Annotated in this window: 19 protein-coding genes; 3 read left to right on the top strand and 16 right to left on the bottom strand. The window is 58.2% G+C overall.

What is annotated here, in order from left to right; genetic code table 11:
- Window positions 1-3: 3 nt before the first annotated feature.
- The 16 genes from ACL2XO_RS13125 to ACL2XO_RS13050 form a co-directional block, all read right to left on the bottom strand.
- A complete protein-coding gene (locus tag ACL2XO_RS13125) occupies window positions 4-411 on the bottom strand; it encodes a RidA family protein (protein ID WP_165934117.1) in 408 nt (135 codons plus the stop codon).
- 49 nt (window positions 412-460) lie between these two features.
- Window positions 461-1,210 (bottom strand): amino acid ABC transporter ATP-binding protein, encoded by a 750-nt coding sequence (locus ACL2XO_RS13120; RefSeq protein WP_413724236.1) that lies wholly within the window; start codon window positions 1,208-1,210, stop codon window positions 461-463.
- Window positions 1,203-1,865, bottom strand: a complete 663-nt coding sequence (locus ACL2XO_RS13115) for an amino acid ABC transporter permease (RefSeq protein WP_203521712.1) — start codon at window positions 1,863-1,865, stop codon at window positions 1,203-1,205. Before ACL2XO_RS13115 ends, ACL2XO_RS13120 begins: the two co-directional genes overlap by 8 nt.
- Window positions 1,862-2,536 carry an amino acid ABC transporter permease gene (locus ACL2XO_RS13110; RefSeq protein ID WP_132921917.1) on the bottom strand — a complete coding sequence of 225 codons (675 nt, stop codon included), beginning with the start codon at window positions 2,534-2,536 and terminating at the stop codon, window positions 1,862-1,864. Before ACL2XO_RS13110 ends, ACL2XO_RS13115 begins: the two co-directional genes overlap by 4 nt.
- On the bottom strand, window positions 2,533-3,924 hold the full coding sequence (locus ACL2XO_RS13105) for an MmgE/PrpD family protein (protein WP_413724234.1): 1,392 nt from the start codon (window positions 3,922-3,924) through the stop codon (window positions 2,533-2,535). Before ACL2XO_RS13105 ends, ACL2XO_RS13110 begins: the two co-directional genes overlap by 4 nt.
- 18 nt (window positions 3,925-3,942) lie before the next feature.
- Window positions 3,943-4,728, bottom strand: coding sequence for a transporter substrate-binding domain-containing protein (locus ACL2XO_RS13100; RefSeq protein ID WP_413742902.1), 786 nt, complete (start codon window positions 4,726-4,728; stop codon window positions 3,943-3,945).
- Between the two features lie 139 nt (window positions 4,729-4,867).
- On the bottom strand, window positions 4,868-5,836 hold the full coding sequence (locus ACL2XO_RS13095) for an agmatinase (RefSeq protein WP_413742901.1): 969 nt from the start codon (window positions 5,834-5,836) through the stop codon (window positions 4,868-4,870).
- Between the two features lie 55 nt (window positions 5,837-5,891).
- Entirely contained in the window at window positions 5,892-6,767 is an 876-nt protein-coding gene (locus ACL2XO_RS13090; RefSeq protein WP_132921920.1) for a MurR/RpiR family transcriptional regulator, read from the bottom strand.
- Window positions 6,768-7,252: 485 nt separating this feature from the next.
- A complete protein-coding gene (gene ytfE, locus ACL2XO_RS13085) occupies window positions 7,253-7,918 on the bottom strand; it encodes an iron-sulfur cluster repair protein YtfE (RefSeq protein WP_413742900.1) in 666 nt (221 codons plus the stop codon).
- Between the two features lie 85 nt (window positions 7,919-8,003).
- Complete coding sequence (locus ACL2XO_RS13080) at window positions 8,004-8,360, bottom strand: DUF488 domain-containing protein (protein ID WP_413742899.1); 357 nt, start codon at window positions 8,358-8,360, stop codon at window positions 8,004-8,006.
- Entirely contained in the window at window positions 8,357-8,701 is a 345-nt protein-coding gene (locus tag ACL2XO_RS13075) for a nitrous oxide-stimulated promoter family protein (RefSeq protein WP_413724228.1), read from the bottom strand. Before ACL2XO_RS13075 ends, ACL2XO_RS13080 begins: the two co-directional genes overlap by 4 nt.
- A gap of 30 nt (window positions 8,702-8,731) precedes the next feature.
- Entirely contained in the window at window positions 8,732-9,409 is a 678-nt protein-coding gene (gene narI, locus ACL2XO_RS13070; protein WP_413742898.1) for a respiratory nitrate reductase subunit gamma, read from the bottom strand.
- A gap of 2 nt (window positions 9,410-9,411) precedes the next feature.
- Entirely contained in the window at window positions 9,412-10,146 is a 735-nt protein-coding gene (gene narJ, locus ACL2XO_RS13065; protein WP_413742897.1) for a nitrate reductase molybdenum cofactor assembly chaperone, read from the bottom strand.
- Entirely contained in the window at window positions 10,139-11,683 is a 1,545-nt protein-coding gene (gene narH, locus ACL2XO_RS13060; protein WP_413724225.1) for a nitrate reductase subunit beta, read from the bottom strand. Before narH ends, narJ begins: the two co-directional genes overlap by 8 nt.
- Entirely contained in the window at window positions 11,680-15,456 is a 3,777-nt protein-coding gene (locus ACL2XO_RS13055) for a nitrate reductase subunit alpha (RefSeq protein WP_413724224.1), read from the bottom strand. Before ACL2XO_RS13055 ends, narH begins: the two co-directional genes overlap by 4 nt.
- Window positions 15,457-15,660: 204 nt before the next feature.
- Complete coding sequence (locus ACL2XO_RS13050; protein ID WP_413742896.1) at window positions 15,661-17,079, bottom strand: NarK family nitrate/nitrite MFS transporter; 1,419 nt, start codon at window positions 17,077-17,079, stop codon at window positions 15,661-15,663.
- 308 nt (window positions 17,080-17,387) lie between these two features.
- On the opposite strand from ACL2XO_RS13050, the gene narX reads away from it, so the two are divergent.
- The 3 genes from narX to ACL2XO_RS13035 all read left to right on the top strand — a co-directional run bounded on the left by narX (window position 17,388) and on the right by ACL2XO_RS13035 (window position 24,112).
- Window positions 17,388-19,205: a nitrate/nitrite two-component system sensor histidine kinase NarX gene (narX, locus tag ACL2XO_RS13045; RefSeq protein WP_413724222.1), complete on the top strand. Its 1,818-nt coding sequence runs from the start codon at window positions 17,388-17,390 to the stop codon at window positions 19,203-19,205.
- Window positions 19,202-19,852 carry a two-component system response regulator NarL gene (narL, locus tag ACL2XO_RS13040; RefSeq protein WP_132921931.1) on the top strand — a complete coding sequence of 217 codons (651 nt, stop codon included), beginning with the start codon at window positions 19,202-19,204 and terminating at the stop codon, window positions 19,850-19,852. The genes narX and narL overlap by 4 nt, the downstream gene beginning before the upstream one ends.
- 279 nt (window positions 19,853-20,131) lie before the next feature.
- Window positions 20,132-24,112 carry a hypothetical protein gene (locus ACL2XO_RS13035; RefSeq protein ID WP_413742895.1) on the top strand — a complete coding sequence of 1,327 codons (3,981 nt, stop codon included), beginning with the start codon at window positions 20,132-20,134 and terminating at the stop codon, window positions 24,110-24,112.
- Window positions 24,113-24,135: the final 23 nt, after the last annotated feature.

Raw genomic sequence — 24,135 nt, 5'->3', positions numbered from 1 at the left:
TCCTTAAGGTTTAACGGCGATCACGTCGATTTCCACCCACCACTCCGGGCGGGCCAGGTGGCTTATCATCAACCCGGTGGAGACCGGAAAAACGCCCTTTAACCAGCGTCCCATGATGTTGTAGACCGTTTCACGATAGCGTACATCGGTGAGATACACGGTGATTTTGCAGATGTCTTCCAGCTTGCTGCCGGCTTCTTCCAACAGCATATTGATGTTGTACATCGCCTGTTCGGTTTGCGCCGCCACGTCGCCGATGCCCACCGATTCGCGGGTATCGAGGTCCTGGCCTATCTGGCCGCGCAGGAAAATCATATTCCCCGCCACCACCGCCTGGCATAAATCGTTATCCAGCTTCTGTTCCGGATAGGTTTGCTTAGTATTGAACGGGCGAATACGGGTATGGACCATGTTTGTTTCTCCAAATTTCATGTTGGTACGTTTGCCGGCAACCGGGCCATCAGGCCAGAAATTGCTTCAGCTCCGGGGTTTGCGGATTGTCGAAAATCTCCGCTGGCGTGCCCACCTCGTGGACTTTGCCTTGATGCATAAATACGATGCGGTCGCTGACCTTGCGGGCGAAATTCATCTCATGGGTCACCATGATGATGGTCATTCCCTCCGCCGCCAGGGCCTCGATAACCTGCAGGACCTCCCCCACCAGTTCCGGGTCCAGAGCGGAGGTGATTTCATCGCACAGCAGCACCTCCGGCGTCATGGCCAGGGCCCGGGCGATAGCCACGCGCTGCTGCTGGCCCCCTGAGAGATTATCCGGCCAGGTGTCGAATTTTTCTTCCAGTCCGACGCGTTTCAATAACGTCCGGGCCGCGCGCTCCGCCACTTCCTTCGGCATTTTTTTCACCAGCGACGGGGCCAGCATGATATTTCTGCCCACCGTCAGATGCGGGAAAAGATTAAAGCTTTGAAAAATCATGCCGACGTTCTGGCGCAAATCACGCATGGCGGCCGGGTCATGCTGTTTGATGGCCTGCCCGTCCACGGTCAGCGTCCCTTCTTCAAAGCTTTCCAGGCCGTTAATGCAGCGCAGCAGCGTGCTTTTGCCCGAGCCGCTTTTGCCCAGGATGCATACCACCTCCTGGCGTTTAATCTGCAAATCAATGCCCTTGAGCACTTCGTTATCGCCAAAGCGCTTGTGCAGGCCCTGGATATCCACCACCGCGAAAGGTTTATCCGTCGAAAGTTCACTCATGCCGGTTGGCTCCACGGGTTAACTGTTTTTCCAAATGCCGGCTCCACCAGGAGAGGGGGAAGCACAGCACAAAATAGAGCAGCGCCACGCTGCCGTAGACCAGGAAAGGTGAAAACGTGGCATTGGAAATGATTTGCCCCGAGCGCGTCAGCTCCACGAAGCCGATAACCGACGCCAGGGCGGTGGCTTTGATGGCCTGCACCAGGAAACCCACCGTGGGCGCCAGGGCCAGCCGGAACGACTGGGGCAAAATGACATAGCGCAGCTGCTCGCCGAAAGAGAGCGCGAGACTGGCGGACGCTTCCCACTGCTGGCGGGGTATGCTCTCCACGCTGCCGCGCCAGATATCCGTCAGGTACGCGCTGGCATAGAGCGTCAGGCAAATGCTGGCGGCAAACAGCGGTGTGGTATTGATGCCGAACAGCGCCAGGCCGAAATAGGTGAGAAACAACTGCATCAGCAGTGGCGTGCCCTGGAACAGATTTACATACAGGATCACCAGCCATTGCAGCCATCTTCGGTGCGACAGGCGCATAATCAGCAAGAGGGCGCCGACGATACCGCCGCCCACAAATGCAATGGCGGACAATCCCACGGTCCAGCGCAGCGCCAGCAGCAGATTGCGAAAAATATCCCATAGGGTGAAATCGCTCATGGCCGTTTCCTCGCTGCCGGTCCGAAAATAAACCGCGGCCCTATCCAGCCGAGGAACTGGCGTACAAACACCGCCATCGCCAGATAAATCACCGCCGCGATAATAAATGATTCAAAATTGCGGAATGAGCGGCTGGCGATGAGATTGGCGCTGAACGACAGCTCCTCGGTGGAAATCTGGCTGCATACCGCTGACCCGAGCATAATGATAATCACCTGGCTTATCAGTGCCGGCCAGACCCTGGACAGCGACGGCGGCAGCACCACCCGGGAGAATATCTGCCAGCGGTTCATCGCCAGACTCTGCGCCGCTTCCACCTGACTGCGGGGCGTGGCGTCGATACCGGCGCGGGTGATCTCCCCCGCATAGGCCGCCAGGTTGAGGATCAGCGACAAAATGCTGGCGGTGATGGCGGATAAATGCAGGCCCAGCGCCGGCAAGCCGAAGTAGATAAAAAAGAGCTGCACGATATAAGGCGTATTTCGCACCAGCTCGATGTAACATCCCGTCAGATGGCGCAGCCAGGCACTGCCGTGGGCCCTCGCCCAGCCGCAGGCGATGCCGAGAATCAGGCCGAGCACCGTGGACACCAGCGTCATCGCCAGGGTGATCAGGGTCCCCTTGAGCAGCAGCGGCCACTGCTGCAGTACCGAGGAAAAATCAAATATCATCGCCCGGGCTCCTTGGGTATTTGTATCATTCCCGAAAGGGCATTCACATCGTCCAACGCCGGCAGCCCCCACAGCGTCCCGGCCAGCCGATTTGCCGCCGCCGGTTCCATGACCCTGCCCGCACAGCGCAGGAATTTGTTTTCCAGCGCCTTATCGCTCAATGGGTAATCGGCGCTGCCGGTGGCCTTGGGAATAAAACAGCTGAAGGTCTTGCCGTCATGCAGACTGAGCGTAACCTCGGCCCCTTCCGGCGCGACGGTGAGCAAGGCGGGATCGTCCCAGCGCGGGCCGGTTATCATGCTTACCCGTTCCATTAAGGCCGTCAGCGTCTTATCCGCCATCAGCGCATCGTCCAGATGCTCGAGTGTCAGTTCGCCGTACAGCAGGGAAGCCGCCACGGCAAAAGGCAAACTGAACTGCCCCTGCTGTCCGCTGCGGGGATGGGAATAAATAAGATTGGCCGCCACCACCGGCGGCACATCACAGACGATGCCGGCTAACTGCGGCCATGCTATGCCGTGGTCCGCCGCCAGCTTCAGCACCCCGTCCACCGCCGCATGGGACGACAGGCATACCGGGATGCGCTTGACGTCCACACCCGGCGATAACAAACACCAGTCGTCCCCCGGCGGAGTGAGCCAGCCGCCGTCAAGCCGCCCGTCGTTACACAGCGCCGCCAGGCCGTAGGCATTCTCCAGGACATCGAGGGGCCCCCCCGCGCCCTGCTCCGCCAGCAGCGCCGCCGTCACGCCGGCCTCGGCGGCACGGCCCGCCAGCAGCGGCTTGGCATCGCTGCCGAACACGCTTTTCATGCCGCCGGTGCCGGCAATGGCCAGCCCCAGGGCGCGGGCGGTGGTTTCAGCGTCCAGCGCCATGAGTTTTGCGGCCGCGGCGCAGGCGCCAATCACCCCCAGCACGCCGGTGGTCCACCAGCCGCGATCGTAAAGGGGGCGGCCCAACGCCATACCGACCCGGTACTGGCATTCCGCTCCCGCCGCCAGGGCGGTGAGCATTGCCGGGCCGCCGGCGCGGCGTGTCTGCGCGACGGCTAACGCCGCAGGCACGATCACCGCCGAACCATGCACAAACCCGGCGTAGCAGTTATCGTCAAAATCCAGGGCGTGGGCGGCTACGCCGTTGGCAAAAGCCGCCGCCGGCGCGCTCACCAGCAGAGCGTCCCCCGCCACCGCGGCGCCGCCCGCGGCGGCATTCACCGCGATGACCCGGCGAGCCCGCCCGGCGACGGCGGTGGCCGAACCCGCCAGCATGACCCCCAGCGTATCCATCAGGCAGCGGGTGGCCACCCGGCCTACCGCGCCCGGCACGTCCGCAGGCGTCAGCGCCGTCAGCCAGTGCGCCAGGGTTAGGGTACCGCTTGTCGTCGTCATCTCATCAGGTCCTGTCATTTATTCCGGCAGGTCGCCGGCCGGCGCGCCCAGCCATTTCTGGGAAATCTTGTCCAGTGTCCCGTCCGCCTTGGCGGCGCGCAGGATCTCGTTGACTTTATTCACCAGTTCCGGCTGGCCTTTGGGCATACCCACATAGCAGGGGGAATTGGACAAAATCACTTTCAGCTGCAAATCCAGCCCCGGGTGTTTTTGCTGCATGGCGGCGGCTACCGTGGTACCGATGGCCGTCAGCTGGGTTTGGCCGGAGAGAAACGCCGAGATGGTGCTGTTGTTATCCTCGAACCGCTTCACCTCGGCATTGGGCGCCAGACGGGTCAGCTCTTCGTCCTGCATCGATCCGCGGGTCACGGAAACGGTTTTACCCGCCAGTTCCGCATAGCTCTTGGCGGGAGTCTTGGCGCCGCCGAAGACCGCATCAAAAAACGGCGCATAGGCGATACTGTAATCAATGACCTTGGCGCGTTCGGCGGTTTTGCCCAGCGACGAAATGGTCATGTCCGCTTTACTGGTTTGCAGATAGGGTACCCGGTTCGGCGCGGTCACCGGCACCAGGGTCACCTTTGCCCCGAGCTTCTCGCCAATCAGGTTGGCCACATCGATATCCAGCCCCTGCGGCACCATATCGCCGCCCACATAGCCATAGGGCGGATAATCCACCGGCACCGCCACCCGCAGGGTTTTCTGGCTGACGATGGTATCGAGCAGATTGGCGGCGTTGGCCGTCATCATGGAAAAAGCGGCCAGCGTGCCCACCAGTATTGATATCGCAAAACGTCTTTTCATTATGCAAATCCTGAATAGTCAAAGGTTAAGATAGGGTGTGGAAGGCAGGGCGGCCTGAAGGCCCCCTTGCCTGACCGGCGCAAGGCATAACACTGTTTCCGCAGCTGTCCCGGCCTGTCCCGGCGCAGGACGCGCCGCGCTATTTTTTAAAGTATCCGGCCCGAACCGCGGTACCGATCAGGTTGACAAAAAACCGGCAGGCGGTGATAGCGGTAATGCCGTTAAGATCTTTTTTCGGGGTGATTTCGACGATATCCATGCCGACCACCCGGCCTTTTTTCACCAGGCCCTGAATGATTTTACGCGCCTCGGAATAGGTGACGCCCCCAAGAGCCGGGCCGGCGACGGCGGGCATAATGGTGGGATCAATGCCGTCGGCATCCAAAGTCAGGTAGTAGTTACCGCCGTCGGGGATGCGGCTTAAAATCGCCTCGGCCCCGACATCATGCAGTTCATCGGCGGTAATCAGGTGCGAACCGTAAGCCAGCGCGGCGTCCACTTCCTCCTGGCGGGCCGAGCCATTGGCCCGCAGGCCGATTTGGAAAATATCGCCGATATGTTCCATTTCCGACGCCCGGCGGATAGGGCTGGACAGGCCGTCGGTCACGCCGTTGACTTCCTGCCGCCAATCCAGATGGGCATCGATTTGAATCAGGGTAATGGGACCCATGCTGTCCATGGCCCGCAGCACCGGAATCGGCACGCCGTGGTCGCCGCCGATCACCAGCGGCAAACCGCCGAGGGAGAGGATTTTGCGTATCACCGCTTCGGCGGCGGCATAATGCCCGCCCAATGCGCGCGCATCGCCGACGATATCGCCGCAATCCACCATGCGGATCGGCTGGTTGTCCATCAGCGGGCCGCCGATATCAAAATCGTAGCGTTCTATGCTGCGCACCGCGCGATCGGAGGCCTGGCGCACCGCGGTGGGGGCATTGGTCTGATCGCAGGTGACGTCGTCAATGGAATAAGGCGAACCGTAAGGTATGCCCAGCACCGCGATATCCACCGAGTCGAGGCTGTTTAAATCACTGACGACTTCGGAGTACAGCAGGCTCTTGTGGCCGTGCTTTGGCGCGGTGGTCAGTTCCGGTTTGTATTCACTCATGTTGTTTTCCTATAAAAATTTCATCACGCTGGGGGTTGGGCCGGTCAAGGAGGTATCACTCGGTGCTCCACCACTCGCCCATAGCCCATAATTTTTCCTCGGTATCGCTCACCGAGGCGCGCACATCCACCTTAGCGGTGGCGGCCATCAGGGCCACCAGCAGTTCGCTCACCAGGAAAGCCGGTGTCAGCGTATCGAAAAAGGACGTGGTCTGTTTTTTCACCAGGATCGTCTCGCCGGCCAGCCGCGCCACCGGCGAGCTGGCGTTGTCGCTGATGGCGACGATTTTGACTTTCTGCTGGGACAGATAGCGGGTCAGGGCCACGGAGCGGCGCGCATAAGGCGACAGGCTGCACACCAGCAGGGCGTCCCTGGGACCCATATTGCTCATCAGGGACATGATGCCGCTCTCCCCCGCCCCTTCCACCAAATGGACGTTATGCTGGAAATAGGCGGCCACATGGCAGAAATGAAACGCCACCGGGAACGACGATCGCAGCCCCAGACAGTAGATATCCCGCGCCGACGACAGCGTTTTGGCGGCCCGCACGATGGCCGCCAGGTTATCGGGCCGGCACAGCTGCTGGATATGGCCGGTGGTGGTGTTGGCCAGATCCAGCAGCAGGGAGCTTTCTCCCACCTTTTGTTTCATTTCCACCAGCGCCGGCACCCGAGAACCATATTCATGACCTTTGGTACGCACGGCGTTGATAAAAATGTCCCGGATATCGTCATAACCCGACAAACCGATGCGTTTCGCCAGCCGGGTCATGGTGGACGGAGGGATACCCGCCAGACGGGCCTGCTCGCGCATGGACATCACCGCCACTTCCTGCGGATGATCAAGGACAAAACTGGCCGCCTGCCGCACCTGTTTCGGCAAGGATTCGTATTGCGCTTTAATGGCCTGACACAGAGCAAGCTGATCCATAGGGTTATCCGTTTTTTGATTCGTCCCAATCATAATTGCAACGGATATGCCAATAATGATTCATTATGATTCAATTGATTCATTAGCGATGCGGCCGGAGGGCGGACTACCAGGAGTAACATCAGGAGAAATAATGAGCCAGGAGGTTAAATGGGGTGATTTATTTGATTCAAATTTGACTGAATTTAATTTTTTCGCTGACAGATCGGCAGTGAAAAATCCATGTAACCCGGACGGTACCCTGCACGATAAGCGGGCCTTGGCTGCACTAGGCCAGTGCATTTTCGTCTCATCGCACCAATAAGGACAAGTCCAGATCGCATTGGCGATTGAGCCCGGCGGCGGGGGGAATGGCGATTGTCGGTGCCCCCCTTTTTCTTATTGCCGTTTGGCAAAACCCTTATTTCAGCCACTCTTCCTGCGCCAAGCCCGACACCGGCGCCGGTTATCGGGCACCATCAAGTCACAGAAAATCAGGCCGTTGCCTATTCTCCCCTCAGCGCCCGGGGAAACAGCAGGTTATTTTCCAAATGAATATGTTCCATGAAATCATCGGTGAACGAATTGATGCCGGCATAGAGGGCGCGCCAGGTTGTGCAGGCCATGGCCGGTGGGGTGCCGTTGTCGATCAGTTGCCTGACGAGATCCAGCTGGCGCCCGGCGTCATCATGTTCAAGTTCCATCATCGCAATCGGCCCGGCCACTCTGGATCCCATACCTTGTTTAATCATGGGAAACAAAACCTGCTCTTCCTTTTCCATATGATTATTTAAATCATGGCTAATAACGGTCAATTGCGCGGCTAATCCACGCGGGCATGAGGGTTTGCTCTGATGCACCCGTTCTACTTTCTCCGCCATCAGAATCAGTTCCGGCAGCTGTTCCCTATGACGCTGGTGATAACGTACCAGTATATGGCCAATCAGCTCTCCCAAAGGGCTGTCCTGCCAGCCTTGGGGAACGTCGGATTCCTGCGTTAACGCCGTCAATTGGGCTTCTACCTTTTGGATATCCAGATGGTTTTTTTCGACGGCCCACAGCAGGGTCTGTTTGCCACCGCAGCAGAAGTCCAGATCGTACTGGCGAAAGAGTCTGGTGGCACGGGGGATAGAGATTGCCAGTGAACCTAGCGACTGGTCACGATATTGCATAATAACACCTCATAGACTAGGTAAATTTAAGATGCATTATAAATGCATCTTATAGCAATTCACCATAATCCCTTGTTGGTAGACCTTATACCGGCAGTTGCTCAAGAAGAAACGCCGCCAGCACCCGCGCATGGTTACGCTCCCTGTCGCGGGAGGCATACAGCAGCGTGACGTTCCCATGCCCGGCGCGATCGAGTAACGGGGTCCAGGCAAGTTGGTTCGTCCCAAGCTCCCGGCGGTAGGCTGTGCCAAATTCATCAAAATTTAACGATGAGCTATGAAAGGCTGTTCTTAAGCCGCTGGACGGCGCCACATCCCGGCACCATTCGTCATAGGCCAGGTCGGTTTTTTTTAATCCCCGCGGCCACATGCGGTCCACCAGCACCCGATAACCATCGTCTTTTTCAACGCGATCGTAGACCCGTTTGCATGATATGGTCATTTTTTACTCCGGTATTTTTCCGGTAATGGCGGAACAGGACGTTTGCCATCCAGCAAATGTCGCAAGGCCAATAGCGGATGACGCCATAACATCCGGGGACCGGCCCAGCGCATGATTTGCTTTATTTCTTCCCGCTTGGCGAAGGGATAGCAGTGAACGGGACAGTGTTTACAGGCCGGTTTTTCTTCGCCGAAGACACAGCAATCGAGGCGTTTAGCGGCGTATTCATACAGTGCCTGATAATGAAAGGGATCGGGCAAGGCTTCCGGGCTGCGGCGCGCATAGAGCTCAATCATTTTGTAAAGGGTGAGCTTCTCTCGCAAAATCCGCTTTCCTGTCATTGTAGGCATCCTCAACGAAACACGCTTTTCTTAGTGCCGGTTGCGCACCAGTTGGTAACGCCGGGTCAGGTACTCCACCGGCGCGCTCCAGATATGCACCAGCCGGCAGAACGGAAACAGCAGAAACAGCGTCATGCCCAGCACCAGGTGCAGGCGGTAGATAAACGCCACGCCGGCAAGGTGCGCCGAGGCGCCGGTATGGAAAGTCACCACCGCCTGCGCCCAGCCCACCAGCTTCATCATTTCGCTGCCGTCCGGGTGCCGGGCGGAAAACGGAATGGTCAGCAGGCCGAGGCAGACCTGTACCACCAGCAGGGTGAGGATCATGATATCCCCAAAGCTGGAATTGGCCCGCACGCGCGGATTCAACAATCGGCGTTTTAACAGCAGCCCGCCCCCCGCCAGGGTCAGCAGCCCGCAAATCCCCCCGGCCCCCATGGCCAGCTTTTGTTTCAGCGCCACGGACAAAAAGGGCTCATAGACCCAGTGGGGCGTCAGCAGGCCGAACAAATGGCCGAAGAAGATGCCGAGGATACCGATATGAAACAGGTTGGACGCCAGGCGCATCCCCTTTTTGTCCAGTATCTGGCTCGATCCGGCCCGCCAGCTATATTGCCCGTAGTCATAGCGAATCCAGCTGCCGATGAGGAATACCGCGCCGGCGATATAGGGATAGATATCGAAAAAGAATGCTTTGAGAAATGCCATGATTATTGTCCTTTGCTGTCGGCGGCCGGCCGCGCCGGGGCTTGTCCGATATCCAGATATTGCGGCGCCACCGCGCCGGCAAAACGACGTTGGTGCCGGGTCTGCTCCGCCGTGTCACAGCCCTCCCCGCCCAGGAACGTGACCTGCTCCTCTTCCCACACCGCGTCCAGCGCCGCCGGGGTGTCGTCCCGCGCTTCGCCGGCAATCTGTTCCCGCAGGGTCGTGCTGCGCAGTTCGCTGTCGCACAGGCTCAGCAGGAGATCGAACAGTTCGGCATAGCGGCTCTCGCGCTGCCGCAGCCGCGCCCCCAGCAGAGCCAGGATGGGCGCGATATCACGCAGCCCTTCCTGGGCGTCATCCGGCGGGCACAGGCAGAGGTATTCCAGATACAGCGGCAAAAAGTCCGGCAGCTCGCGGCTGTCTAGCCGCAGACCGGCATCGCGATACTGCTGCAGCAAATCCACCATCGCCTGGCCGCGATCGCGTGATTCGCCGTGGACATGCTCGAACAGCAGCAGCGACATGGCGCGGCCTCTGTCGAACAGTCCGCAATAGGCTTCCTGGGCGTCCAGCAGCGTTCCGTCGCAGTACCGCCGGATAAAATCCGTCAGCGGCGCGCGTTGGGCGGCGGTAAGCTCAGCGGCGGCCCGGACCGCCGAGTTAAGCTCTGCCCGGTTATCCCGGACATCCTGCTGCGGATAATCCAGCAACATGCCGATAATCTTCAGGCTAATCATGGGAACCCCCACGGGCGGTGTTACCGCTGATATCGATGGCGTCGATACGGCGGGTATCGAACAGATTGAAACGGCTGTCGCCGCCGCGGCAGCCGTCGCCAAAGCTGAAACCACAGCCCCTGCTCTCCGGGAAGGCTTCCCGCGCCAGCTCCCGATGGCTGGAGGGCACCACGAAACGATCCTCATAGTTGGCGATGGCCAGGTAGCGGTACATTTCCCGGGCCTGCGCCTCGGTGAGTCCCACCTCGTCCAAGGCGCTGATATCCGATATCCCCTCCACGGTTTCGGCGCGTTTGTAATGGCGCATGGCCAACAGACGTTTCAACGCCAGCAGCACCGGCGCGGTATCGCCGGCAGTGAGCATATTGGCCAGGTACTGCACCGGTATGCGCAGGCTTTCCACATCCGGCAGCACGCCGCTCAGGGGCAAATTTCCGCCGTCGGCGGCGGACTGGATGGGGGACAGCGGCGGGACATACCAGACCATCGGCAGCGTACGGTATTCCGGATGCAGCGGCAGCGCCAGCTTCCAGTCCACCGCCAGCTTATAGACCGGGGACTGCTGGGCCGCGTCGATTACCCCCTGGGGTATGCCGTCCCGCAGCGCCTGGGCGATAACCTGCGGATCGTTGGGATCGAGAAAAATATCCAGCTGGCTTTGGTAGAGATGCTGCTCATCTTCCGCCAGCGCCGCCTGTTCGATGCGGTCGGCGTCATAGAGCAGAACCCCCAGATAGCGGATGCGCCCGACGCAGGTTTCTGAGCAGACGGTGGGCTGTCCCGCTTCGATACGCGGATAGCAGAAAATGCATTTCTCCGACTTGCCGCTTTTCCAGTTGAAATAAATCTTTTTGTAGGGGCAGCCGGTAAGGCACATGCGCCAGCCGCGGCATTTGTCCTGGTCGATAAGCACGATGCCGTCTTCGCCGCGCTTGTAAATAGCGCCGCTCGGGCAGGTCGCCACGCAGGCCGGATTAAGGCAGTGCTCGCACAGGCGGGGCAAATACATCATAAAGGTGTTTTCATACTCGCCGTACATGGCTTTTTGCATATTATCGAAGTTGCGGTCCCGGGCGCGCTGTTCAAACTCGCCGCCGAGGATATCTTCCCAGTTCGCGCTGCCGACAATCTTTTTCATTCGCCGGCCGGACAGCAGCGATCGGGGACGCGCCACCGGCTGGTGTTTACCCGCCGGCGCGGTATGCAGATTTTGGTAGTCGTAATCGAACGGCTCGTAATAGTCATCGATTTCCGGCATATGGGGGTTGGCGAAGATATTCGACAGCAGCCCGACGCGGCTGCCCATGCGCGGCTGCAGCCGGCCCTTGATGGTGCGAATCCAGCCCCCCTGCCACTTTTCCTGGTCTTCCCAGGCATTGGGATAACCGATGCCGGGCTTGCTCTCGACGTTGTTGAACCAGGCGTATTCCATGCCTTCCCGGCTGGTCCAGACATTTTTACAGGTCACCGAACAGGTGTGGCAGCCGATGCATTTATCAAGATTGAGCACCATGCCTACTTGGGAGCGAATGTTCATTTTACCCTCGCCGTATAGTGTGAGGTTCCCGCCGCCGCGTTGCCCTGGGCGTCGTCATTGCCTTCGCCGTCCAGCCAGTCGATACGGTCCATTCTGCGGATCACCACGTATTCATCGCGATTGGAGCCGACGGTGCCGTAGTAGTTGAAGCCGTAGGCCAACTGGGCATAACCGCCGATCATATGTGTGGGTTTCGGGCAGACCCGGGTCACGGAATTATGTATACCGCCGCGCTGGCCGGTGATTTCCGAACCGGGGAGATTCATGATCCGCTCCTGGGCGTGATACATCATGATCATGCCGGCGGGAATGCGTTGGCTCACCACCGCCCTGGCGCTGAGGGCGCCGTTGGCGTTGAACGCTTCCACCCAGTCGTTATCGGCAATGCCCAGTTCCCGCGCGTCATCCTCGCTTAACCAGAGGATCGGTCCCCCCCTGGAGAGGGTCAGCATCAGCAGGTTGTCGCTGTAGGTGGAGTGAATGCCCCATTTCTGATGCGGCGTCAAAAAGTTCAGCGCCTTCTCCGGATTGCCGTTGGGTTTAAGATTCAGCTGCGACACGGCGGCGCGGGTATCGATGGGGGGGCGATAGACCGGCAGGCTTTCGCCAAACGCGCGCATCCACTCATGGTCCTGATAGAGCTGCTGCCGGCCCGACAAGGTGCGCCAGGGAATGAGTTCATGCACATTGGTATAGCCGGCGGTGTAGGAGACATGTTCATCCTCCAGTCCGGACCAGATGGGGCTGGAGATGATTTTACGCGGCTGCGCCTGCAAATCTCGGAAACGGATTTTTTCGTCTTCTTTATTGAGGGCCAGATGGCGGTGGTCAAGGCCGGTGGCGACCCCTAGCGACGTCCAGGCCTTTACCGCCACCTGGCCGTTGGTTTCCGGCGCCAGCGACAGAATCACTTCCGCGGCATCAACGGCGGTATCGATATTGGGACGGCCAGCGGCGGCGCCGTCGAGCTTGGCGCGGTTCAGCTTGCGCAGGAAATCCACTTCCGTCAGGGTATCCCAGTTGATGCCCTTGCCGCCGTTGCCGAGCTTATCCATCAGCGGACCCAGAGAGGTGAAGCGTTCATAGGTATTGGGGTAGTCTCGTTCCACCACCATGAGATGAGGCGCGGTTTTACCCGGAATCAGCGGGCATTCGCCCTTTTTCCAGTCCGTCACGCCATAGGGCTGCGCCAGTTCGGCATTGGAATCGTGCTGGATGGGCAGTGTCACCACATCCGTTTCCACCCCCAGATGCCCCCGGCAAACCTGTGAAAACGCCTTGGCGATGCCTTTATAGATTTCCCAATCGCTTTTTGATTCCCAGGCCGGGTCCACCGCGGCCGAAAAGGGGTGGATAAAGGGGTGCATATCGGAGGTATTCAAATCGTCCTTTTCATACCAGGTGGCGGTGGGCAGCACGATATCGGAATAAAGGCAGGTGCTGGACATGCGGAAATCCAGCGTCACCACCAAATCGAGCTTGCCTTCGCCCCCCTGCTCCCGCCACTCCGCCTCTTCCGGCATCACGCCCCCCTGCCGGCCGAGATCCTGGCCCTGGATGCCGTGCTCGGTGCCCAGCAGGTATTTCAGCATGTACTCATGGCCTTTGCCGGAGGATCCGAGCAAATTGGAGCGCCAGACAAACAGGTTGCGGGGAAAGTTTTGCGGGTCATCCGGCTGCTCGGCGGCAAAGCGCAGCGAGCCATCCTGCAGCCCCTTCACGCTGTACTCCTGCGGCGTGAGCCCGGCGGCTTTGGCGCTGTGGGCAATGGAGAGCGGATTGGTATTGAGCTGCGGCGCGGAAGGCAGCCAGCCCATGCGTTCGGCGCGGATATTGAAATCGATCAGGCTGCCGGTGAAGCGGGACTTATCCGCCAGGGGGGACAGCAGTTCCTGGGGCGACAGGGTCTCATAACGCCACTGGCTGGAGTGGTTGTAGAAAAACGAGGTGCTGTTCATTTGCCGGGGCGGGCGCTGCCAGTCCAGGCCGAAGGCCAGCGGCAGCCAGCCGGTTTGCGGCCGCAGCTTTTCCTGGCCGACATAGTGCGCCCAGCCGCCGCCGCTTTGCCCGATGCAGCCGCAGAAAACCAGCATGTTGATCAGGCCCCGGTAGCTCATATCCATGTGGTACCAGTGGTTAATGCCGGCGCCGAGGATAATCATGGAGCGCCCATGGGTTTTATCGGCATTATCGGCGAATTCCCGCGCCACGCGGATGATATTCGCCCGGGAAACGCCGCTGACCTTTTCGCCCCAGGCCGGGCTGTAGGCCTTGATGTCATCGTAATCGCCGGCGCAGTTTTCATCCCCCAATCCGCGATCAATGCCGTAATTGGCCAGAGTCAGATCGTAGACGCTGGTGACCAGCGCTTCGCTGCCGTCCGCCAGAGTGAGGGATTTCACCGGTAAACGGTGCCGCAGGATATTATCCAGCGGCACCGAATTGAAATGTTCCCGTTCGGTACCGCCGAAGTAGGGAAACCCCACCTCCACCACCCGGTCATGGCGGTCCAGCAGGCTCAGCTGCAGGGTGGTTTCCCGGCCATCGCCGTCCAGCTGCTGCAGATTCCATTTGCCCTTTTCGCCCCAGCGGAAACCGATGGAACCCAGCGGCACCGTCAGTTCGCCGCTGCCGGCATCAATGGCCACGGTTTTCCACTGCGGGTTATTGCTCTGCCCCAGGCCTTCAACCAGATCGGCGGCCCGCAGCAACCGGCCGGCGGCATAATAGCCGTCCCGCTGCTCCAGCAGCACCAGCATGGGCATATCGGTGTAACGGCGGACATAATCCAGGAAATATGCGCTCTGCCGGTTGATATAAAACTCCTGCAGAATCACATGGCCCAGGGCCAATGCCAGCGCGCTGTCGGTGCCCTGCTTGGGATGCAGCCACAGGTCGCACAGCTTGGCCACCTCGGAATAGTCGGGGGTCACGGCGACGGTTTTGGTGCCCTTGTAGCGGACCTCGGTGAAAAAGTGGGCGTCCGGCGTCCGGGTCTGGGGTACGTTGGAGCCCCAGGCGATGATATAGGAGGAGTTGTACCAGTCCGCCGCTTCCGGCACATCGGTCTGTTCGCCCCAGGTCATGGGCGAGGCGGGGGGCAAATCGCAATACCAATCATAAAAACTCAGGCAAACGCCGCCGATAAGGGACAGATAACGGGTGCCGGCGGCGTAGGACACCATCGACATCGCCGGGATGGGGGAAAAGCCGATGATGCGATCCGGGCCGTAGGTTTTCGCGGTATAGACATTGGCGGCGGCAATCAGCTCATTGGCTTCCTCCCAGGTGGTGCGGACAAATCCGCCGCGTCCGCGCGCCTGTTTGTAGCGCCGGACGGCGGCGGGGTTGTCCATGATGGCCGCCCAGGCATCCACCGGATCTTCATGCGCCCCACGGGCCTCGCGCCATAAAGAGAGCAGCAGCTTGCGCATTTGGGGATATTTCAGCCGGTTGGCGCTGTAAAGATACCAGGAGTAGCTGGCGCCGCGCGGGCACCCCCGCGGCTCGTGGTTCGGCATATCCGGCCGGGTGCGGGGGTAATCGGTTTGCTGGGTTTCCCAGGTCACCAGACCGTTTTTGACATAGATTTTCCAGCTGCATGAGCCGGTACAGTTCACGCCATGGGTGGACCGCACGATTTTGTCGTGCTGCCAGCGGCTGCGGTAGCCGTCTTCCCAATCGCGGTTGGTATTCAGCGTCTGGCCGTGGCCGTCGGCGAAGGGCTTGTCCAGCTGGCTGAAATAGCGGAACCTGTCGAGAAATTTGCTCATCCGGGTGTCTCCAGGTTGATGATGAAAGGCTGCCCATGCAGTTTGAGCTCAATGACATAGTGCCCGGTCGGGACAGGATGCCGGATCGTATCAATACGGTAAGTCCTGCCGTGAATCCATCCATGGCGCGGACGGTTTACTCTTCCGGCATCCTGTCCCTCCTTATTGATTCCGAGCATATCTGTCAGCTGTCTGGAACTACGATCAACGCGGTTTTCTGGTGGCCAGGCCGTTATTGATATTGCGGCCGTAGACAAACCAGGTGATCAGGACGCATACCACGTAAAACACCAGAAACAGCTTCATTGCCCCGGCCGGCGAGCCGGTGAGCGCCAGGGACATGCCGAACGCCTGGGGGATGAAAAAGCCCCCCGCCGCGCCGATGGCGGAAATAAACCCCAGCGCGGCGGCGGATTCGGTGGCGGCTTCCCGCTGCGCTTCCTCATTGCTGCCGCCCTGGGCCAGTACCCGCGATACCGCCAGCCGCCGCAGAATCACCGTGATCATTTGGAAAGTGGAACCGCTGCCCAGTCCGGCGGTAAGGAACAGCAAAAGGAACACGCCGAGAAACGCGGCGAAGGAGCCGCCCTGGCCGTGGCTGGGCAGCGTAAGGAACAGCAGCGCGACAAATACCGCCATCAGGATGAAATTCACAAGCGTTACCCGGATACCGCCGAGCCGGTCCGACAAAGCGCCGCCGGCGGAACGCGCCAGCGCGCCGACAAACGGGCCGAAAAAGGCGTAATGCAGGATTTGCATGGCGGGGAACTGCGTTTTCGCCAGCATGGCGAACCCGGCCGAAAAGCCGATAAAGGAACCGAAGGTCGCCAGGTAAAGCAGGCTGAGAACCCACATATGCCCGCGTTTAAGCACCAAGAGCTGACTGCTGAGGGACGCACGGGCGGTGGCGAGATCGTTCATGCCGAACCAGGCCAAAACGGTGGCGATAAGCAGCAGCGGCACCCAGATCCAAGCCGCGTTTTCCAGCCATAACCGGCTGCCGTCCGCCTGCAGTTGGCCGGCGCCGCCGAAAAAAGAAAACATCGAGAAGGAGATGGCCAGCGGGGCCACCAGCTGCATGACGCTGACGCCCAGATTACCCATGCCGCCGTTGAGCCCCAGCGCGCTGCCCTGTCTGGCTTTCGGGAAGAAAAAGCTGATATTGGCCATGCTCGAGGCGAAGTTGGCGCCGGCGAAGCCGCACAGCAGGGCGATAGCGACGAAGACGCCGAACGGCGTACGGGGATCCTGCACCGCGGCGCCAAGCCACAGGCAGGGAATCACCATGAACAGGGTGCTGATGGCGGTCCAGCGGCGCCCGCCCATCAGCGGCACCATAAAAGAGTACGGCACCCGCAGGATAGCGCCCGACACCGCGGGCAGCGCGGTAAGCAAAAACAGCTGGTCGGTGGTAAAATGGAAACCAACCTTATTCAGGTTGACCGCCACCGCGCTGAACAGCATCCAGACGCAGAACGCCAGCAGCAGGCAATAAATGGAAATCCAGAGATTGCGCCGGGCGACGGGCTGTCCGTAAGTACGCCAGAATTCAGGCTGCTCCGGCTGCCACTGTTCGATAACGGCGCCACGGGGTGCGCTGACGGGTCGGGTAAGAGGATTCATGAAAAGCCTCGCTCAGGGTAAGAAGAGTCGTGTTATTTCTCGCTACCCTAGGCAACCTTTCACCGGCGGGAATTGATGCAAATCAAGCCGGCGGCGTTCCATAAAACCCCGTCACGGGGTCTCTTATCCTTAGTAAGTATGCGGTATTATCCTTAAAATCATTTATATTTCAGCATGGTAAAAAACCACATGCAGAACTGGGGTATTGTTTCTTCCCTACCGGCTATTTGGGGGTACTCCATAAGGGGTATAGGGTAATTTCCAACAATGGGAAACAATGTGCGTCGCTGAATAAGGAACACCCGCTTATGAAACAGGTTTCCGCTCCGCTTTCCATTGTTCGCCAGGTGACGCTGCTTATGCTGACGCTGAGCGTGCTCGGTATCGGCGGTATGGGCCTCTCGCTGTGGATGGCCCACGGCATGCAGGGCAACGCTCATGCCATTAACAAGGCCGGCTCGTTGCGGATGCAAAGCTACCGTTTGCTGTCGCGGGTGCCCCTGGGGAGCGACAGCGCCCCGCTGATGGCGGAATTGGAACAGGATCAGTCAAGCGATGACTTGCAGCAGCCGGTACGGCGGGAACGGTTGGCGAGTCAATATGCCGCCCTGCGCGATTATTGGCAGACGCGGCTGAAACCCCGGCTGCAGCAGGCTCGCCGCCCCGAGGAGGCCGCCGCCGAGGTGGCGGAGTTTGTCCGCCAGATCGATGGGCTGGTTTCCGCCATCGACCGGAAAACCGAACGCCGGCTGACGCTGGTGGCGCAGGTGCAAAAAACGGAGATAGCCCTTTCCCTGCTGGTGCTGCTGGGGACGATACTCTATTTGCGCCGCCGCCTGCTGCAGCCCTGGCGTCGGCTGCTGCGCCAGGCCAACGCCGTGGCCGCTGGGGATTTTAGCCAGCGTTATCCGCTGCCCGCCGGTTCCGGCAGCCGGGGCCATCATGAAATGGACCTGCTTGGTCTGACATTGAACACTATGTCACACTCCCTGTCGCAAATGTATGCTGAACTTGAGCAACGGGTAGCGCAGAAAACCGACGATTTACAGCAAAAAAACCGGGTGCTGGATTATCTCTATCGCACCAGCCGTCAATTGCACAATAACCAGCCGCTAAGCCAGCGTCTGTTGCCGGTGCTGGAGGAGTTGCAGTCCTTCACGCCGCTGCGGGAAATCCAGATCAGGTTCTACGAAAGCAACGGCGAGGCTCAGTTCGACGACGCTTCCCTGGCCGCCGGACTCTCCGAAGAAGGCCCCACGCCGGTGACGCATATCCGCTATTCCGCCGGCCCGGCGAACGATGAGGATTTGCAGCCGCTGAGCTGGAGCCTGCGGGATAAATTGGGCAACTATGGCCTGGTGCTGGCGCGCAATCCGGCGGAGCGTCCGTTGAACGAGGCCCAGCAGCGTCTGATGGCCACGCTGATTGAACAATTAACCAGTACCCTGGCGCTGGAGCGGCAGGCCGAGCATCGCCAGCAGATGCTGCTGATGGCGGAGCGGACCGCCATCGCCGCGGAATTGCATGACAGTATTGCCCAGTCTTTGTCCTGTCTGAAATTGCAAATCGGCTGCCTGCAAATGCAAAGCCAGGACAGCGCGCCGGAAAACAAGCTGCTGATGCAGCAGATGCGCGAGGAAATGAATACCGCCTACCGGCAGCTGCGGGAACTGCTGACCACGTTCCGTCTGAGTATGACCGAGCCGGGCCTGCGTGCGGCGCTGAAGACGGCGGTAGATGAATTTTCGGCCAAGCTGGGGTTCCAAATAGATTTCGATTATCAATTACCCGCCGGCACCTTTACGCCGCACCAGGTGATTCATTTGATTCATATCAGCCGCGAAGCGCTGAATAACGTGCTTAAACACGCACGGGCCAGCCGGGTCAGCGTGACGGCGGCCAAAGAGGGCGATGAGATTGTGCTGAGCATTTGCGATAACGGCCGCGGCCTGCCGGACGTACAGCAGCGGCCCCATCATTACGGTCTGATGATCATGCGGGATCGCGCCGCCGGACTGCCCGGACACTGCCGGGTGCTACGGCGCGCCGCCGGCGGCACCGAAGTGCGGGTGGTGATTTATCCGCAGACATCGTCCCCGGAGCGGGAATACAGGAGCCCGGCATGAGCACGCAAGATCCCGCCACCATTTTACTGATCGACGATCATCCGATGCTGCGCAGCGGGGTCAAGCAGTTAATCAGTCTGGACGGCAGTCTGAAAGTCGTGGCGGAAGCCACCAATGGTGAAGAAGGCGTACGGCTGGCGGCGGAGTGGGATCCGGATTTGATTCTGCTGGATTTAAATATGCCGGGGCTGAATGGGCTGGATACGCTGGATAAAATGCGCCGCATTCCCCTTTCCGGGCGGATCGTGGTGTTTAGCGTGTCCGACCACGAAGACGATGTGATCACCGCCATAAAACGCGGCGCCGACGGTTATTTGCTTAAGGACATGGAGCCGGAGGATTTGCTGGAGTCGCTGCGGCAGGCCGCGGCGGGAAAGATGGTGCTGAGCGCGGCGCTGATGCCGGTGCTGGCGGCGGGACTACGTGAAAACCGCCCCGGCGCGGAGCGGGATATCCAGTCATTGACCCCGCGGGAGCGGGATATCCTTAAGCTGCTGGCCCATGGACTATCGAACAAGCTGATTGCCCGCAAGCTGGATATTACCGAAAGCACGGTGAAAGTCCATGTGAAGCATCTGCTGAAGAAAATGAGTCTCAAGTCCCGGGTCGAGGCGGCGGTGTGGGCATTGCAGAACAGAATGCTTTAGCTGATTCGTGGCAAAATCAGAATAAAGCACTCGCGGAATCATACCGCGTTTAACGGTCTGGCTTCCCTAAATGGAATTAATATAAGAATAGTTTTCCCTTCCGGGAAGGGAAATGTTCTGTTATTGTCTTGCCTAATCCTTGTGATTTTTATTAGTCCGTTATAAAGCCCTATATAAAGTCACATTAATTATAAGCAATTAAATACGTATCGATAAAGCGAATTACTCCATTCAATTTACAATATCAATATAGATTACATTTTACCGGGGTCCGTCACTGTGACAAAGCTCACTTTATATTTTCAAGAATTAATGACAGATGTATTTATTTATTCACCGGTGTTGTCCTTGTTCATGTTGCCAATCGCCAGGGCTCGCAACCTCCCCCAGGCGGAGGACAGGGCACCGGAAGAAGAATACCGAGCCGGGGGCCGGGCGCTTTATCAACTGGCGCAAGGGATAAATAACCCAACCATCCCTCCTTATGAAAATTCGCCTGCGGCAAAAATGCGTATTCAAAGCGTGACCCAGGCAGCGATGGTCGGGCTTTATGCGACGCAAGCGCTGGCCCCGCCGGCTGTGGATAATTCGCGGGCCGGCCGTGTCAGCGGCCGTGGGGCAGATAATCCTGCTTTAGCCTATCCTCCGGCCGATATCACCGCAGGGACGTCTTCCAACCATCAGCACGGAAATATCGATCCCCAGCCGAATTTGTCGAAGAGAAATAATACTGAGGTTTCGTTCAATTTGATGTATTTGCCTGATAACGAATATTCAGCTTATAAAGGCACTCGCTTTTTTGCGGTGCCAATCTATAAAAATCGTCAGGCGGCGCCGTCCCTTTTACCGCCGGAAGTAAAACCCCAACAGCCTATAAATAAAAAAAACAACAATGGGATTTCATTCCAGTTTTTTACCGTGCCGCACGAGGAATATCCCCATTATCCGGCCCCGCTCTTATTCGCCCGGCCCATCTATAAGAAGCCTCAATCGGTGCCGGCCCTGTTGCCGCCGGACGCACCCATGGCGAAGCCCTCCCCCAACCCACACAGGGAGGCGAGCAGTCGTCTCGCAACGCAACGCAATCCCGTCTCCGACATCCCGTACCAGCCACAGGTTAGCGAGGGAACGGAAAAGATCCCCGCCGCTATCGCGCAGGACGAATCCACGATTGAACAGCGGCAAGGACGGCAAGACCCGAGTCAGAGGTTCGATTCTTCGGGCCGGGCCGCGAAGCAGGATACCGTCCAGCTGTCCGCTGTTGATGAGCACCCCGCGCCTGCATCCTTGGAATCGCCGGTTAGCGGGCAATGGCAAGATCCCGGCGGTAAGGTGGCTGAGAGGCCGCTACCTGAAGAGTTCATAGCACCTAGGCCAATTCTTGCCGTGATCGGCGGGAGCGCGGTGCTCGCAGGGACAGGCGCCGCGGCAGGCGGGAGCGCGGTGCTCGCAGGGACAGGCGCCGCGGCCGGCGGGAGCGCGGTGCTTGCAGAAACGGGCGCCGCGGCCGGCGGGAGCGCGGTGCTTGCAGAAACGGGCGCCGCGGCCGGCGGGAGCGCGGTGCTCGCAGAAACGGGCGCCGCGGCAGGCGGGAGCGCGGTGCTCGTAGAAACGGGCGCCGCGGCAGGCGGGAGCGCGGTGCTCGCAGAAACGGGCGCCGTGGCAGGCGGGAGCGCGGTGCTCGCAGAAACGGGCGCCGCGGCAGGCGGGAGCGCGGTGCTCGCAGAAACGGGCGCCGTGGCAGGCGGGAGCGCGGTGCTCGCAGAAACGGGCGCCTCGGCCACTGGAGGCACCGCGCTGGTACGCGCAGGAGCCAAGGCCGCGGGTGGCGGCATCGTGTTGGCGGGCGGGAGTGCCGCCGCCATTGTAAAAAATGCCGGCGTCAAAAGCGCTTCGCGCTACGATGATTTTGCCGCCTTGTCTCCGTTTATAGAGCGCGATATTCATCGTAAGGCATTAGCTAATAAGCCTGCCCTCACTGTTAATAACGATATCGCCGACCTCTTGACAATCATGCGTCATAATCATATCGACGCACCCGTTATGTCGCCGGGGAATGTCCCGCCTAAGACGCTGCAACCGTCCCTCGGCAGTGATAAGCGGCCACCATTGGTAATAAAAACGGCTCCCCCCGCCAAGCCGGCGGCGCGCCTTCCCCCGCTTCCCGGGGAGATATTGCCTGAGAGACAAGCACCGTTAGCCAAACCTGGGGAAAAGGTGCCTGAGAGCCACGTGCCGTTAGCCAAACCTGGGGAAAAGGCGCCTGAGAGCCACGTGCCGTTAGCCGGCCGCAAACAAACTGTTGCCGGCGCGAGGGAACAATCGCCGCTTAACAGCCCTGCGCGTGGTGAGGCGGTGATCGCTCCCCTGCCCGTCGCACGCGCGGCGGCAGGCCATGCCCAAGAAGCCGTCCGATTTACGGGGGCCGGCGCCGGTTTGAGCGCCCGTGCGTGGCCTGACGCGCCGGCGCGCTCGATAGAAAATATCATTGACCAATGCAAAATCAAGCTCGCCGCCAACGAAGAAGGGGTACTAAAGCCGTACGTTGATTCTGACTATTATGGACAGGCGCCTATTTATGAATTGGTGACCAAAGACGCCGCCTTTTCGCAACCGGTTTACCGGCATTATATCGAGATATACGGCGAAAAGGCCGCCGTCAAACTGACGAGCACCAAGGCGCATGGAATAAAGTATGCCATGATCGACGAAAGCAAACCGGACATTCAGTATGCCCTGTCGTTCAATGACGATGGCTGGCGATTGCAAACGCCTACCGCGGAAGAAATCGATCCGTCCTTGTTGGATGCTATCAGATCCGACATGATTGACCCTCATTGCACGGAACACATGTTATCCGCTCCGGATGAGCGGGGCTTACAGTGGACTAAAGACCAAAAAAGTTATTTGCGCATCAAGGAGAGGTTTGTAGGCGTTTCACCGTCGAAAGACTATATCAATTGTTACGAAATCAGATCCCAGGATCGCCTGCATGTATTGTCCTTGCACTATAAGGATGGGCTCTTTAGACAGCTAAGCGTTCAACCTCAAGAGCTGGTAAAATATGGCCAGCAAAACACGTTTCTTAAACAGAAGATTAAGATAAAAAAATTACTTGATAAGGCCAAACAGGATATAGCGAACAATCGGATATTGAAAAGCGCTCACCATATAAATAAAGCTTTCCAGGAACACAGGCAATACGAAGCGGGTTCGATACGCCAGTTAAAGCAGCTCGCCATTGATTTTATAAAGAAATGCGTGTTCAGGGATGAAAAGGTTAATCTTGCAACGGTAAAGATAACAGCCATGCAAGAGGCATGGGTAGAGAATATCAGCCTGCCGTTGAAAACCAATACGAAGGCTGATGTGGATGATATTCATGAATTGTTTGTGGAAACATCGGTATTTTGTAAAAAAATCATCAATTATCTTCACCCATCGGAGTCAAAAAGTATTTTTAGAAAATTCGCGTATGCCTTGGATGAATTATCCACCACACCCATGCCGCATTATGGTGAGAATACAAAAACTTTACATTATAATCTCGTCCTGCAGGGGACAAGAACCGCGACAAAAATCGCCATCTCGGGCAATGAATTTTTTATTTCTTTGGTCACAAATGTATTGAACGGCATCAAACAGACCCCGCTGGGACAAAAAATATTACTGGCTTTGCGAGAAAAAGCCTTCACCATTCATCCCCCGACCATGAGCGCCATAGAGCGTGTCAAGGACGGTATATTTTACGCCAAAAACAGTGCTGGCGGCGCCATCGCGTTTGATCCTGGAAACTTTATCATTGGCGACGGCACAACACTCAAGGCGGAGCCCTGGCGTAATCGAGATCCCGCCATTGCTCTTTACCATGAATTATTACATATTTATTATAATACACATCCTGCCAAGTTTAGGCCAGTGGGTGAAGCTACAGCAATTAAAGGAACTTCAATAACAAAGACGGCAGATAAGACAGCAGAGATAACCATTGCCGGCGGAGGGTCAGAGCTCGAAGAAGCCCTGATCACTGGTATCAGCTTTCGCGATCCAATAACAAAAGAATTATATGATTTTAAAAAAAATGAATACATAATTGGCAATGGACAAGACCTTATTTCTGAAAATCATTTTAGAAAAGAATATGCCATAATGAGAGGGAGTGATCATTATTTTATTAGGCCATATTACGTTAAACCGAATGATATGACAGACAAGGTTATTAAATTATTTTTAACCTACGATAAAAAAAATAAAATTTAATTTTCATGATAATGTAATATATC

The sequence above is a fragment of the Sodalis sp. RH15 genome, assembly GCF_047324255.1.
In the GTDB taxonomy this organism is placed as follows: Bacteria; Pseudomonadota; Gammaproteobacteria; order Enterobacterales; family Enterobacteriaceae; genus Acerihabitans; species Acerihabitans ligni.
The sequence above is the reverse complement of the archived record's forward strand: the minus strand, read 5'-3'. Positions and strand labels throughout refer to the sequence as shown.